Annotated in this window: 14 protein-coding genes and 2 riboswitches; of the genes, 5 read left to right on the top strand and 9 right to left on the bottom strand. The window is 44.2% G+C overall.

The features are described from left to right. The first annotated feature begins 125 nt into the window (after positions 1-125). From ldtA to FE839_RS14495, 5 genes are all read left to right on the top strand, one after another. Complete coding sequence (gene ldtA, locus FE839_RS14515) at positions 126-1,067, top strand: L,D-transpeptidase (RefSeq protein WP_138361513.1); 942 nt, start codon at positions 126-128, stop codon at positions 1,065-1,067. Positions 1,068-1,302: 235 nt separating this feature from the next. Next, positions 1,303-1,365: riboswitch (Fluoride riboswitch) on the top strand. 122 nt (positions 1,366-1,487) lie between these two features. Continuing rightward, positions 1,488-1,922 (top strand): hypothetical protein, encoded by a 435-nt coding sequence (locus FE839_RS14510; protein WP_138361512.1) that lies wholly within the window; start codon positions 1,488-1,490, stop codon positions 1,920-1,922. Between the two features lie 74 nt (positions 1,923-1,996). After that, on the top strand, positions 1,997-2,416 hold the full coding sequence (locus FE839_RS14505) for a universal stress protein (protein WP_138361511.1): 420 nt from the start codon (positions 1,997-1,999) through the stop codon (positions 2,414-2,416). Between the two features lie 262 nt (positions 2,417-2,678). Beyond that, positions 2,679-4,217, top strand: coding sequence for a MutS-related protein (locus tag FE839_RS14500; protein ID WP_138361510.1), 1,539 nt, complete (start codon positions 2,679-2,681; stop codon positions 4,215-4,217). Continuing rightward, positions 4,214-5,728 carry a MutS-related protein gene (locus FE839_RS14495; RefSeq protein ID WP_138361509.1) on the top strand — a complete coding sequence of 505 codons (1,515 nt, stop codon included), beginning with the start codon at positions 4,214-4,216 and terminating at the stop codon, positions 5,726-5,728. The genes FE839_RS14500 and FE839_RS14495 overlap by 4 nt, the downstream gene beginning before the upstream one ends. 48 nt (positions 5,729-5,776) lie before the next feature. Here FE839_RS14495 and crcB read toward each other — a convergent pair whose 3' ends face one another. From crcB to FE839_RS14450, 9 genes are all read right to left on the bottom strand, one after another. Continuing rightward, positions 5,777-6,151 (bottom strand): fluoride efflux transporter CrcB, encoded by a 375-nt coding sequence (gene crcB / locus FE839_RS14490; protein WP_138361508.1) that lies wholly within the window; start codon positions 6,149-6,151, stop codon positions 5,777-5,779. 24 nt (positions 6,152-6,175) lie between these two features. Then, complete coding sequence (locus FE839_RS14485; protein ID WP_138361507.1) at positions 6,176-6,862, bottom strand: 2,3-bisphosphoglycerate-dependent phosphoglycerate mutase; 687 nt, start codon at positions 6,860-6,862, stop codon at positions 6,176-6,178. Positions 6,863-7,176: 314 nt separating this feature from the next. After that, positions 7,177-8,463 (bottom strand): phosphopyruvate hydratase, encoded by a 1,287-nt coding sequence (eno, locus tag FE839_RS14480; protein ID WP_138361506.1) that lies wholly within the window; start codon positions 8,461-8,463, stop codon positions 7,177-7,179. A gap of 15 nt (positions 8,464-8,478) precedes the next feature. Beyond that, positions 8,479-8,907, bottom strand: coding sequence for an adenine nucleotide alpha hydrolase family protein (locus FE839_RS14475; RefSeq protein ID WP_138361505.1), 429 nt, complete (start codon positions 8,905-8,907; stop codon positions 8,479-8,481). Between the two features lie 3 nt (positions 8,908-8,910). Then, positions 8,911-9,873 (bottom strand): manganese-dependent inorganic pyrophosphatase, encoded by a 963-nt coding sequence (locus FE839_RS14470; protein ID WP_138361504.1) that lies wholly within the window; start codon positions 9,871-9,873, stop codon positions 8,911-8,913. 42 nt (positions 9,874-9,915) lie between these two features. Continuing rightward, a riboswitch (Fluoride riboswitch) is annotated at positions 9,916-9,990 on the bottom strand. Positions 9,991-10,198: 208 nt separating this feature from the next. Next, positions 10,199-11,557, bottom strand: a complete 1,359-nt coding sequence (locus FE839_RS14465; protein ID WP_138361503.1) for a glycoside-pentoside-hexuronide (GPH):cation symporter — start codon at positions 11,555-11,557, stop codon at positions 10,199-10,201. 13 nt (positions 11,558-11,570) lie between these two features. After that, positions 11,571-12,758, bottom strand: a complete 1,188-nt coding sequence (locus tag FE839_RS14460; RefSeq protein ID WP_138361502.1) for a M20 metallopeptidase family protein — start codon at positions 12,756-12,758, stop codon at positions 11,571-11,573. An 11-nt stretch (positions 12,759-12,769) separates the two neighbouring features. Continuing rightward, positions 12,770-13,930, bottom strand: a complete 1,161-nt coding sequence (locus FE839_RS14455) for a MalY/PatB family protein (protein WP_138361501.1) — start codon at positions 13,928-13,930, stop codon at positions 12,770-12,772. A 458-nt stretch (positions 13,931-14,388) separates the two neighbouring features. After that, a complete protein-coding gene (locus FE839_RS14450; RefSeq protein ID WP_138361500.1) occupies positions 14,389-14,955 on the bottom strand; it encodes a hydrolase in 567 nt (188 codons plus the stop codon). Positions 14,956-14,977 lie beyond the last annotated feature (22 nt).

The raw sequence follows: 14,977 nt of genomic DNA, 5'->3' as shown, positions 1-14,977 counted from the left end.
GCTATTCAACATCATTAACCGTTTTATCTGGCGACGGGAATGCGTTATCAGGGGCTAAATCAGAAATGAAATAATAAACGCAGCTATAATTTATTCACGGTTGTCGCCACAGAGGAAGGGAAAGAGTGCGACGAGTGAAACGGTTTTACGTGCTTATTATGATCTTTACCTGCCCGAGCGTTCTGGCGGTGAGCTACCCGTTACCTCCGGAAGGAAGTCGCCTGGTTGGCACTCCCTTGATCATCACTATTCCGCAAAGCAACACTCAGCCCCTGGAAACATTTTCTGCTCAGTATGGCCAGGGACTGAGTAATATGCTGGAGGCCAACCCTGGGGTCGATGTCTTTTTGCCGAAACCGGGCTCCACGCTGGTGGTGCCCCGACAGCTTATTCTGCCCGCCACGGTACGCAGCGGCATTGTGATTAACGTTGCGGAAATGCGCCTCTACTATTATCCACCTGATGGCGCAACGGTAGAGGTTCTGCCGATTGGTATTGGTCAGGCGGGGCGTGAAACGCCGCGTAACTGGGTTACCGCGGTGGAGCGCAAGCAGGAAGCGCCGACCTGGACTCCGACGGCCAATACTCGCCGTGAATATGCCAGACGAGGTGAAAGTCTGCCCGCTTTTGTTCCGGCCGGGCCAGATAATCCGATGGGGCTATATGCAATTTATATCGGCAGGCTCTACGCTATCCATGGTACTAACGCCAGTTTCGGCATTGGCCTGCGTGTCAGTCAGGGCTGTATTCGCTTACGTAATGATGATATCAAATATCTATTTGATACTGTTCCGGTGGGCACGCGCGTACAAATCATCGATCAACCGGTGAAATACACGGTTGAACCGGACGGTAGCCGCTGGGTTGAGGTCCACGAGCCATTGTCGCGTAATCGTGCGGAGTATGAGTCCGGCAGGAAGGTTCCGCTCCCCATAACACCAGCCATTCAGGCATTTATAAAAGGGGAAGGGGTCGATATCGATCGCGTCAGCCAGGCGCTTGAGCGCCGCTCTGGTATGCCGGTGGAGATCGCATCGTTGCCCCTGCCTGCTGGTAGCGGATTTTAGCTTTAGTCTGGTATAGCCGAGCCGTTTTGTGTCGTCGTCACAGGGCCATGGCCGCCAGTCAAACAGATTCCCCTGCCGGAGAGGTGATTCGTGTGGCGGGCTTTACTGTTACACAGCCTCTCCGTATCTGATGTGCAAATTTATTGCTTTCGTAAGCCTGGGAGGTCGTTTTTGAAATAATTAGTAGATAGAAAGTTTAATATTGACTGGTGAATTATCGTTTTCACTGCTAAATTTTTCATCAGGAGATGGCATTCCTCCGTTAACCGCCTTCCAGGCTGATGATGCCTACACATCCAGGTTTTTCCTCATTGGGAAAAACGTGAATCTGTGTAGGAGGTCACTATGCTGCAATATTCTTCCGTATCTGTTTTTGATCAAGTTATCCGCATTTCCTGTGGCGCTGTAAGCAGGAGGCATATGATCGACATCTGGTTTCAACCAGCGTGGTGGCTGGAGTCGGCGTTTATCGTTTCCCTGTTGTTTATGCGTATATCTATAACCACCAGACCCTTCGAAACAATGGTTTTCTGTGTTGACCGGCAATCTGTCGGTCCTCGAACAGGAGAGGCTATGCTGAAGAAGAATGTCTCTCAGGACAAATGTTTGTTCGGCGCTGGTCTCGTTTTATTGGCAAGCTTTTTCTGCGATGTACTAGCGATTCGCACACTGATGAAACAGAGTCTGGCTGCTGCTGTACCTGTGTGGCGCGCGTATCCACGGATAGATAAAATGCAATATTTTACACAAGTCGCCATGCGCAGTGGTCGCTCGGTCATGCCAATGTTGAGTGCTTGTCAATTTTTGGGGCCATGTTGTCTGTTTACAGAAAAAATGTGGGCAATACCGCAATAAATGGAATAGGCATGAAAATGAAGACATTTCAGTAGAAGCCTGACATTGACATTGTGCTTGATGAGGGCTGCATTATGATTAATAAAATTTTAATCGCCTACGATGGTTCAGAATCTGCGAAAGAGGCAATGAATTTTGCTTTTGAGCTGGTACACCATTTTAACTGTGAACTGCATATTATTGCGGTTTGTCAAATGTCTGAATTTGCTGGTGCGCTGGAAATGCAGGATTTTATCAATCGGACTCAGTCTTATTTTAATCAGTTGATGAGACGTCAGAAAAAACAATATCCAGAGCTAAAAAAAGAGGTCAAATACCATGTGGCAGTAGGACATCCGGCTGAACAGATACTTCGTTACGCTGACGGACATGGCGTTGACCATATTGTTGTTGGGCACAGGGGGAACACACATTTTGCTCACTGGGTATTGGGATCGGTGGCCCGACAGGTTGTCGATCACGCATGCTGCCCTGTGACGGTAATCAGAAAATGACAACCAGAAAAAAAACAGGTTTTATCGATGGTTATTTCTTTACATGTTTCCTGCGTGATATCCGGTGTTGCGACCATAATGAAAACGCAAACACACAAATAATACCGAGGATACAAAGAATTAACGTTATAATGACATAACCCATGTTTGTCTCCATCATTAATAATGAAAAAAGAAGTATAGCACACGGCAAGTATTATTTTTTCAATAGTATGTAGTAAATTACTTAAGATGCGTCAGATATCTGTCAGGAGAGAGAATTATGGAGTTTTATAGCATTTTGTATGCATCACTTAGTGGAAATCAAAAACATCAACTCGCTCACGATACACCTGAGTATTTTATTGATCTCAATCTTGATCAAATAGTCAGTGCTATTATTCATGGGCGAGATGAGTACGATTTAGCACCCTATTTTTATACCCCACTACGGTACCTGGAGGATATCTATTACCGTCAGGATATTATCCAGGATGTGATCGAAAACTCTCTTTATAACACCCTTATGGATTTTTCTGGAATGATGAGGAAAATCAGAGAAATAGCAGGTAAAAAGGAATATAAATACTATCATTTTCAACAGAGGCGCTGGGAACTTGAGTGTGTTTTGCTTTATTGTAAGGCGGTGGCGGTACTGGATGAACAACTGACTACAGCCTCGTTGAACTCTTGTGGAATGACAAATTTTAAAAACTATCTTAAACAATACACTACTAGCAATAGTTTCATCGAGTTATACGCGACGGCGCGAAAAATTAGTCATTCGCTTAGTGGTATTCAGTACAATCTGAATATTAAAGGTGACACGAWATCGGTTGAGCATTATACGAATGAAACAAATTACAGTGATCAAGTTCTCAATGTTTTCTCAAAATTCAAACAGCGCAATGTCAACGTAGACGTGGACTTTAAAAGTCACGATGGCATCATGAATGATGTTGAAGCGAGGATTCTGGATTGTGTCACCAGACTCTTTCCGACTATATTTGAAGAACTTGATGCCTTTATTAAATCTAATGAAAATTACCAATCTGTGGTGCTAAAGGTTTTCGAACGTGAAATACAGTTTTACCTTTCGAGTGTGGAATATATTCGTAAGTTTCAGGTCGCAGGATTGTCATTTTGCATTCCACAGATTAATCAACATAATCAGGATGTTTTTGCTAATACGGCATTTGATCTGGCCCTTGCTAATACTCTTATAGAGAAAAAGGTCAGTATGGTCTGTAATAGCTTTAGGTTACAGGGACGTGAACGCATTATTGTCGTTTCTGGCCCCAACCAGGGCGGTAAAACAACATTCGCCAGAATGATCGGTCAACTTCATTATCTGGCGTTACTGGGTTTATATGTTCCGGCAGAAGAAGCACATTTAAATCTTATCGATCATATCTTTACGCATTTTGAGAAAAGTGAAGATATCCATAATCTTAGAGGTAAATTATATGATGATTTGGTTCGTATAAAGGCCATCCTTGACCAGGCTACAGCAAAAAGTCTCATTATTATGAATGAGATTTTTACATCGACTACCTCGCACGATGCAATATATCTAGGCACCCAGATTATCGAAAAAATCTTGCGACTGGACGCGCTTTGTGTCTGTGTGACATTTATCGATGAACTCACCCTTATCGATCGCGCCATTGTCAGCATGATGAGTACGGTTGAGGATGAAGATAAAGCTACGCGTACCTATAAAATTATTAAGCAACCCGCCAATGGTAAGGCCTGTTCAGTAACGCTTGTACAGAAATACGGGCTGACATATGAAAAAATAAAAGCGAGGTTAAATGCATGAAAACGTATCTGATGTATAAAAATAAGGATTTTATTGTCGATGATAGTTTTCCTGAACATTTCAATATCATGATGAAAGATCTTGAACTTAATGTTCTATTACAGTCACTGTCTGCGGGAGATGATTTTTTATATTCAGTAGTTAAAAAAGCTATCTCACAATTGTTATGCGAAGTTCCAGACATTGAATACCGACAGGCTATTCTGAAGGATTGTCTGAGTCATCCTGATATTATCCGTGATTTTTACAGCGTGGTGGTTGAATGTCTGTCAAAGGAAAAAGATAATCTTCATTATGGCGTTTTTGGGCATTATCCTTCGGCGGTACTTCATCAGTCTATTTCCTTTACCAGATATTTACTGGTCAGTTTGCGAAAAGTCAGGTGCATAGCAGAAGCAAATCTTTCCCATTTCGCATCTACTGGCATGGCCAGATTATTTGCGATGATTATTCAGGAGTTAAATGAAGAATATCTGGCAATGATAGAAGAACATCTCAAAAAAATGAGTTTCAAAAAAGGAATATTGATCAGTGCACGTCCAGGTGAGGGCAATCGGGGAGAGGACTATGTGCTCAGGCAACCTAATCGCCAAGAAAAAGGATGGTTCAGGCGGCTTTTTGTCAGAAAACCTGAGCATTATACGGTGCAGATAGCACCACGGGATGAAAATGGTTTCAGGGCGCTGAGTAATTTACAGGATGAGGGACTGGTTCTGGTTGCCAGAGCAATGGCGCAATCCACAGCTCATTTGCTCAACTTTTTTAAATCATTGCGCACGGAACTTGGATTCTATATAGCCTGTATTAATTTGTCGGAAACATTAAATATGCGTCATATTCCGCAGTGTTTCCCGGTTCCTGCTTATAAATGTGAACGTTATCTGTCTTTTGATTCCTTGTATGACATCTGTCTGGTGTTGACCGCTGATAAAACAGTTATTGCGAATACTTTAAAGGCTGATAATAAAAATACGTTTATTATTACCGGCGCTAATCAAGGCGGAAAATCGACTTTCTTACGGAGTCTTGGCCTGGCTCAGGTGATGATGCAAAGTGGCATGTTTGTTACGTCTGAATCTTTTTGTACCGATATTTGCCGTCATATTTTTACTCATTATAAATGTGAAGAAGACAGTCATATGATCAGCGGAAAACTTGATGAAGAGCTCAGACGTATGCGCGATATTATCGATCTGCTCGAAAAGGATGATTTGGTCCTGTTCAATGAGTCTTTTTCAGCAACCAATAGCCGGGAAGGGGCTGATATTATCAGAGGGATTGTGGCCGCGCTGGCAGAATGTAAAGTGAAACTATTTTTGGTCACCCACAGTTCAGAATTTGCTTGTACCTACTACAAGGAGCATCATCAGGATGCCATTTATTTGTGTGCCGAAAGACGAGATGGTGGTGAACGAACCTTCAGGCTCACAGAGGGGGTACCACTGGATACCAGCTATGGTGAAGATCTGTTCGAGGAAGTATTTACCCGGGATATGCCGTCAGTGAGTTAATCCCGTCTGGAGCCTCCGCAGCGAAATTGTCGTACGGAGGTGCCGTAGTTAGATCAGGGTCATAACAAAAAAGCCGGCAGCGGTCATCAGTAATGAGCCGATAACATGCGTCAATACCGAAATGACAGCCCACGAATAATTACCATTCTGCAATAGCACCACGACTTCAGCAGAAAACGTGGAAAACGTTGTCATTCCGCCACACAATCCGGTGGTGATAAAAAACTTCCATGAAGGGTCAAGCTGCGGTTGTCTGATAAAAAAGGCCAGTGCCAGTCCAATAATAAAGCCACCGATCAGATTAACCAGCAACGTTCCCGGCGGGAGATTCGGAAATGCGCTATTAAAACGCATTGACAAAATCCAGCGGATTACACAACCGATGGAACCACCAATAATAACTGCAAATAACGATTTGTACATACAACCTCACGAGCAAAAAGAGCCTCAGATCAGGGCGCTACGTCCACCAATAATGTTACTTCCGTTCATTTCATATAAGACCGGGATCCCCGTCGGGATAGTCAGGTCGACAATCTCATTCTCATCCGTTTTTTCGAGAAACATGGTCAATGCTCTGAGCATATTAGCGTGGCCGACCAGTAATATGCTCTCACCGCTGATCACCCGCGGCGCGATGGCGTGTTGCCAGTAGGGCAGCACTCTGCGCTGGGTCATTTCCAGACTTTCTCCACCGGGAAGGTCTGACAACGCGATATGGCGATAACGTGGTTCCTGATGAAGGCGACGCGGATCGCCAGTCAATGGCGGCGGGATCCCGTGGTAACTTCGGCGCCAATGATAAACCAGCTTTTCGCCAAATCGATGTGCGGCTTCATCTTTGTTCATTCCCTGGAGAGCGCCATAATGGCGTTCATTCAGGCGCCATGATTTGTTCACCGGTAGCCAAAGCCGATCCAGTGTTTCCATCACCAGCCACAGGGAATAGACAGCGCGGCTAAGAACAGATGTAAAGGCGGCATCTATTTCAATGCCCGTCTGTTTTATCAGCCTGGCAGCATGCCGTGCTTCCTCCATTCCCTTCAGGGATAATGGAACATCTGTCCAGCCTGTAAAAAGGTTTTGCTGGTTCCAGATACTTTCTCCATGCCGGAGTAAGACAATTTTTCCCATATCAGAAACCTGTGGTAATTGGCAACCGTCAGTTATTTAACTGAAATTTGTTATCGCTATATTCAGTATTTCGGCTTATTTTCCGTCTTATTCAGGAAATAACGGACCAGAAAATGCGCGCAGCTACCGATAAATAAAGCAATAACGATGGTTTCGGTATCATCCGTAACCACACCAAAAACGAGATCTGATATCAGAAAAACCAGGTACGTAACCAGGATACCGACGACTGTCGATATAAAAAGTATTCTGAGATTCACAGAAGATGTCCTCCATCACCTTCCGTACCATCGGTACGGAAGGCATGTACAGGATTAGCGTTTTTTAAAGGCGGATTTACCGGCAAAGATGGCAGCATTGCCCAGTTCATCTTCAATACGCATTAGCTGGTTATATTTCTCTATGCGCTCTCCACGACTGGGGGCACCGGTTTTCAGATGTCCGGCGCGTAGACCAACTGTCATATCGGCAATAAAGCTGTCAATGGTTTCCCCGCTGCGGTGCGAGATAAAGGTTCCCCAGTTGTTATCTTTGCACAACTGGACTGCTTCAATGGTTTCACTCAGCGTGCCGATTTGATTGAGTTTAATCAACGCGGCATTCGCCAGGTTTTCATCAATACCACGCTGAATATATTTCACATTGGTGACAAAGATATCATCACCAACCAATTCGACTTTATCACCGAGTACACTGTGCAGGACTTTCCAGCCAGCCCAGTCATCCTCCGCCAGACCGTCTTCAATCAGGGCAATCGGGAATTCACTCACTAATTGCTCATAGTAACGGGTCATTTCTTCCGCACTCAGCTGTGTTTTTTCGGTACGAAGTATGTATTTACCATCTTTGTAAAACTCACTGGATGCCGGATCGACACAAATCACAATATCTTCACCGGGCCTGTAACCTGCCTTCTTAATGGCTTCGACAATCAATTCCAGCGGCTGTCGGTTGGAACTGACCGTTGGCGCGAACCCGCCTTCATCACCGACACCCGTAGACAGGCCTTTTTCGAGTAAAACCTGACGCAGATTCTGGTATACCTCGCTTCCCCAACGGATAGCTTCGCGTACGGAGCTGGCTCCCCATGGTGCGATCATAAACTCCTGGAAATCGGCGCCTTGCCAGCGAGCATGGACACCGCCATTAATGATATTCATGCAGGGGACAGGCAGAAGGTTAGCGCCAATGCCACCCAGATAGCGGTAAAGCGGAATGCCGGACAGTTGAGCAGCCAGACGTGCTACCGCCAGCGATACGCCAAGAATGGCATTGGCGCCAATCCGGCCTTTATTTTCCGTTCCATCGAGGGCAATCAGCGCGTTATCAATATCCTTCTGGCGGCGTACGTCATAGCCCTGCAGAGCATCATGAATCTCAGTATTGATGCTGCGGACGGCATCAAGTACTCCTTTGCCGCCAAAACGTTGTTTATCGCCGTCACGAAGTTCAATAGCTTCGCGTGAACCGGTACTGGCACCGGAAGGAACTGACGCCCGAGCAACATGACCATCAACCGAGATCACTTCCACTTCTACGGTCGGATTTCCCCGGGAGTCCAGAATTTCTCTTGCGAGCACACGTTCGATTTCATAGCTCATATAAATGACCTTATTTTAAGGAGTGGATATATGTTTAATCAGTACATCAATAGAAAGATGATTGATAAATTCAAAAGAGAACGATGAGTATTCACCAAATAGACGATTTTTATGCCCCAGCATAACCAGATCGATGTTCTCTCGCTGGATAATAGCCTCAACATCTTTGAAACGATGGATAGTGACAATGGATCTGACTTCAATATCAATACTGCAGGATTCCACCAGGCGACTCAGCATGGCTTTTGCGTCGATAATCTCGCGCGCCTGAAGGTCCCTGGTGAGTGAATCACTCGTGAAATCCATTTCCCGATAATCAGTACTGATATGACCGACCGTAATAAGGGTTCCCGTTTCTTTTGCCAGACATTCGGCATGCTGGAGCAGTAGCTGACCATCGGTTTCATTCTGAACAAGTACCAATGCGTGCCGGTAGATTTGCATACCTCACCTCTTAGTTGATACAAAACGTTGCGTAAGCCAGGGCAGAATCTCTTTTTTTCTGCTTGTCATGCCGGGCAAAAAGACCTGACGTGCGCCTGTCAGACTGTTATCTGAAAAATACAGCATGGAATTATGGTGCGTAATGTCCGTTACCATCAGCACAACCATATCCAGATCGCTATGTTGACAACTGTGGTCAATCTCCTGCTGCAGGGCAGCAAGGTGGGGAGTAATATCGGCCATGTCGTGAACCTCGATCTGCGATAACAGCAAAGAGATACCGTGGATTTGATAATTCTTGGCATCGCGATGAAGCAGTACGAAAGCCGATTGACCGGTTAAATCTGTTTTGGCGGTAAGTAGCCCGGCAACGAATTTGTCATAATCCACACCTGCGATTTCCCGTAACATGGCAACGGCTTTTCGATCTTCGGCGGTGGTGGTTGGACCGCTAAGTGCGACAGTGTCGCTGAGAATTGCGCCCATAAGCAGTATAGCCTGCGCCGCAGTAAGCGGCATAGGGCTCTCTATGCTCAGGATATGTAGAATTACCGTCCCACAGCAGCCGACCGCGCGGATCCAGACATCTGGCGGATTTCTGGTAATAATAGTTCCGAGCCGATGGTGGTCAATGATGCCGATAACGTTGCTGTCCGTCAGTGTGGGCGGTCCCTGTTCAACATCGGTGAAATCGACCAGCCAGACCGTTTTATCCGTCAAATCTTCAGTGAGCAATTCGGGCTGCGTGACGCCTGCCGCTTGCAGTATGTATTGGGTTTCCGGTGTGATTTCACCGAGGCGATAAGGCCGCGAGAGTTGACCGCGGTAGTTGAGCCAGTCGGCAACAACCAGTGCGCTGCAGATCGTGTCGCTGTCAGGATTGCGATGACCAAAAACGCGAATGAAAGAATCGCTTTCAACGGTGGGTGTAGCCGGAAGTACGGAAATAGTGGTTAAGTTTTGCATATGAACACCTGACATACCTGCGTATAGAAAAACAGCAACAGTTGTATATCAGGCGTCATCATCCGGTTCGAATGAACCGGCGGTTGGGAAAGGTGGAACACCATCACCTTATGGATCGAGCATATCTGAGGTTGCTCCTGAACGCAATATTTATTGCGTCAGGCCAGTAAAAGCATGGTAGCGAAAGGCGGAAGAATGATTTGCGTCTCACGTGATGCGTTTACCGCTATTGCTCTGTGCAAAACATAAGCCAGAGATAATCTGACAGACACCAGTATACTAACCGGTAACTGTCAGATCGAATATGTGTTAATGCACACAGCTATCACTGTGCGGGTTGTTTGTTTTTATTTCGTTCATTGAGATCCGCGATGATTTCATTAAAGGGTTTTTCATATTTAAAGAATAATAAGATCAGCACGCATATAAGTGCAAAAGCAATAGGTACCCAAATATAACTTGCGACAATTGCATTCATTGACTCCTGGCTTTGTGGTTGATTGGCAACATAACCACCGGAAGCTAAAATCCACATCGGAATGGCTCCGCCAAGCCCGGCGCCTAGTTTGATACCAATGCCGGCAGCGGTTGAGACTAATAATCCTTGCGCCCGAATCCCTGATTTCCACTCGCCAAAATCAACAGTATCGGCAATCATGACAAATAATAAACCTGAAGTAAATCCTTTGCCTATAGCACCAAAAACAGTTCCAAAATAGATAATCCAAAGGTTTTTATCACCTAAGAATATAATAAACTGCCCCAATGCAAATACAGCATAACCTACCAGGATTACCCAGCGCTTATCGAAATGGCGGGTTAAAAATGGCACCATGAATAAACCTAAAATACTACACATCGCTAATGAGTTTACAATTGGCACAACATCTGGTTGCCCAATATAATAAGTCAAATAATAGATGGCAGCAGTCGAACGCTGTGTATAACAGATATAACAGAAAATTGTTAATAATAGAGCCATCAGCCAGGGCGTATTCCCTTTGATAGATTTAATACCCTCCTTAAAAGGTAAGGACTGTTTACTCGATGATGTTTCTACTCTTTCGCGAGTGTTAAAGAATGTAATTAGTAACAAGGCCACACCCACTACTGCATAAAGGCAGAGAGTGGCAAAAAATCCTTTTTGCATATCCCCGGCACCCAAAAATGCAACTAAAGGCAGGAGTGTCATATTAACGATAAGGCCACCAAATTGTCCGCCCAGCATACGGAAAGTATTAGCCACTGTTCTTTCTTGCTGATCGCTCGTTAAGCTTGGTAACATGGTCGATAGTGGATTATTTACGCATGAATAAAATACGCTAACCATGACATAAGCAGCGAATGCGTAAATCATTTTTCCGGTTGCGCTTAAGTCTGGCCCCCAAAAGAGCATGATACAGGATGCGGCAAAGGGTATGCAAAACCATAAAATCCAGGGCCTGGATTTTCCCCAGCGGGTATTGGTTTTATCAATTAAAATGCCTAATACTGGACTATCTATCATATCGAGAAAGCGTACCGCCAGCATTAATACCCCAACAACTGTTACGCTAATTCCATAAACATCAGTGAAATAGAAAGTAAGATAAGTGGTTACCACCATATAAATTAGGTTACATGCAGTATCGCCTAACCCATAACTGATTTTTTCATATAAAGGTATTTTTTGATTATTATGCATGTTGCTAAGCCTCTTATTGTGTCATCGCTATTTTGCGAATAATGTTAAGGAAAGCTTTCATTGAAAATAGCATTGATTCTTCTTGAATATTAAATCGGGGGTGGTGATGAGGGTAGTCAGAGTTTTCAGCCCGAGTGCCAATAAATAAAAAACAAGCGGGAATACCATGTTTGGTATATTGGGAAAAATCTTCGCCGGCTAAGGTTGGATCGGTACGTTGGCAATGGTTTTGTCCAATACCTTCGATTAACGCTTCTTCAACCATTTGGGTTACTGCAATATTATTAACCAGCGGAGCTGCATTTGGACGACTATCAAAGCTGACAGAAACGGTAGCGCCATGTGCCTGGGCAATTTGTTGACTAAGTTTTTCAATTCCTCGATAGAGTTGCTCCATTGTCTCCATATCTAATGAACGCAATGTACCGCCTAAATTAACTGTTTCGGGGATAGTGTTATATGATGAACTGGCGTCAAATTTAGTCACTGAGATTAGACCGGTTCTAATCGGATTAATTTTACGGGAAACAATGGATTGTAATGCTAAAACTATTTCAGAACCAATGACCACCGGGTCAATGGCTTCTTGTGGTATCGCGCCATGACCCCCTTTACCTTTTATTTCAATTTTAAAAAAGTCGCCAGCGGCCATCATTGGCCCATAGCAAATACCTATTTTCCCCAACTCAAGCGGTGACCATATATGTATGCCAAATAGATAGTCCAGCCCATTTAAAATACCTTTATCAATTAATCTGATTGCACCGGAACCAATTTCTTCAGCAGGTTGAAATATCAGTTTTATCGAACCCTGAATCAGGTGTTTATACCTGGCTAAAATATATGCCACACCGAGTAATGCTGCGGCATGGCCATCATGAGCACAGGCGTGCATTATCCCTTTGTTGACCGAACAGTAATCAACATCATTTTCTTCGTTAACGGGAAGAGCATCAATATCAGCACGTAAAGCAATCGCTTTACCCGGAGCGGAACCTTTTAGTGTAGCAACAACAGCCGTTTCAAGCGGCCTCTCAATCTCAAAACAGTTTAATGCCAATAGTTTTTGGTAAATAAATTCAGCCGTCTTATATTCTTTAAATGAGAGCTCCGGATACTGGTGGAAATGTCTTCGCCACTGAACCACTTCAGGATAGATTTCAGTAACAGAATCATTGATTATCGATATAAAAGCAGGCATGGCGCACTCCTTTAATGGTGATAAGGATTAGTTTGAATAAGTCGCTCAAATGCTTCTTTGAGCAGGGAGAGCGGGGTCGCGATATTGATTCTAAAGAACCCATTCCCGGTGTAGCCAAAGTCACGGCCAAAACTCATCTCAACTTTGGCTAAATTGATAAACCAGTATTTTAACTGTGATTCAGTAATATTCATTTTTTGATAGTTTACCCATAACATATAGGTTCCTTGACTGTCGGTGATATGCCATTCTGGAAAATATTTTTTACACGCGCTTATCACCCAGATTTTATTATGCTGCAGCTGTTTCTTTACTTCTGTTAACCAGAAGTCGCCTTGAGTATAGGCAGCGATAAAAGCAGGCACGGAAAAATAATTTGGATTGTGAATGCCAGAAGCAATTAAGCAGTTTTTAAATTTATTGCGATGCTTTTCATTAGCAATAACAATATTGGCGACTTCTAATCCTGCCATATTGAATGTTTTTGATGGCGACGTGCAAATAAATGAGTTGTGTTCAACGAACTCACTCACTGATGATATGCTTTGATGTTTTTGTTCAGTAAAGTTAAAATCGGCATGTACATCATCCGAAATAACGAAAACCTGGTATTGTTCGGCAAGTTTCGCTATTTTTCTCAGATCTTGTGTTGACCAGACGGTGCCTGTTGGATTGTGTGGTGATAGCAGAATAAAACACACTGATACGCTGAATTTATTTTCAAGATCGTCAAAGTCAATTAGATAGCGATTGTTTGAGTAAATTAGAGGGCTTTCTAACAATGTTCTTTGATTTGCCGAAACTGAATGGCGAATGGGGTCATAGGCTGGCGATAATAGGGTTATTTTGTCTCCGGCATGCGTATAGTTTTGTATGTAAAGCGATATGGCCTGAATGATTCGGGGGCAAAATAAAATATGATCGGGGTTAACATGCCAGTTATAATGCCGTTTAAACCAGTCTGAGGTGATTTTATTCCAGTCATCACTCAATAACGTATAACCATAAATTTTCTTTTGCGCAAATTGTATAAGTGCTGCAGTGATAAATGCTGGAGTGGCAAAATCCATATCAGCAATCGATAAAGAGATGACATCTCTATCATAGTTATGCCATTTTGCACTATAAGTATCATAACGATGAATGATTTCGCTAAAATTATATTCATGCATTATATAACTCCAGATTATCTGATATGTAATCTGGCCAGGATACTATGTCGCAGAATTGGTCGTTATTCTGGTTTCTTTTAACGTTATTATGAAAATTGGTTTATGTGATATTAATCACAATGAAGGGTATTTAAAAAATATTTATTTAAAAATATTTTTCAAATATTAACGATTAAAATATTTATACCCTAAATTATTCGAGTTGCAGGAAGGCGGCGACGCAGTGAATCCCCGGGAGCGTACCCCAGTACGTGACTGGGGTGAACGAGGAAAGCCAACGCACATGCAACTTGAAGTATGACGGGTATATAACGACTAATTTATTAGAGTTGAATATATGACATGAATAATTGCATGTTGCGGGACAGGAAAAGATCGCTGCTGTTCCCTGAACAGCGCGTGCGCTGTTCAGTATGATTAACCGTTTTGGGATATGTCTCGAATTATTGGTGAAGATATTATAACGCGGCGAGAACGTCCTCGGTGCTGCGCACGCGGGCGATACGCGGGAAAATATATGTCATGCTGCTCTGGTGCTGCTCGGCAGTGGCCGCGCTGCAGGCGTCTTCAACAATGATCAGATTGAAGCCCAGCTCCCAGGCATTGCGCGCCGTAGACTCGACGCCGATATTGGTGGAGATACCGCACAGAATAATGGTGTCGATACCGCGGCGACGAAGCTGTAGCTCAAGATCGGTGCCATAGAAGGCCCCCCACTGGCGTTTTGTCACTTCAATATCGCTTGCCTCTTTTTCCAGCGCGCGCGGGTAGGTCCACCAGTTATCCGGCAGGGCGTGGGCGCCGCTCTGCGCATCAACCGGTTGTTTTAGCGCTTCGGCGAAATCAGCCGACCAGCCGACGCGAACCATTATCACAGGGGTATCTCGCTGGCGGCATTTTTTCGCCAGTGCTGCTGCCCGGGCAACCACCTCATCGGCATGATGTGGGCCGCCGGCGAAAGGTAAAATACCTTCCTGCAGATCGATAACGACCAGCGCGGTGTTTTTTGCATTAAGTTCTAACATGAAATCCCCCTATGTTCGCTTG

Source organism: Klebsiella indica (assembly GCF_005860775.1).
Classification (GTDB): Bacteria; Pseudomonadota; Gammaproteobacteria; order Enterobacterales; family Enterobacteriaceae; genus Klebsiella; species Klebsiella indica.
The sequence above is the reverse complement of the archived record's forward strand: the minus strand, read 5'-3'. Positions and strand labels throughout refer to the sequence as shown.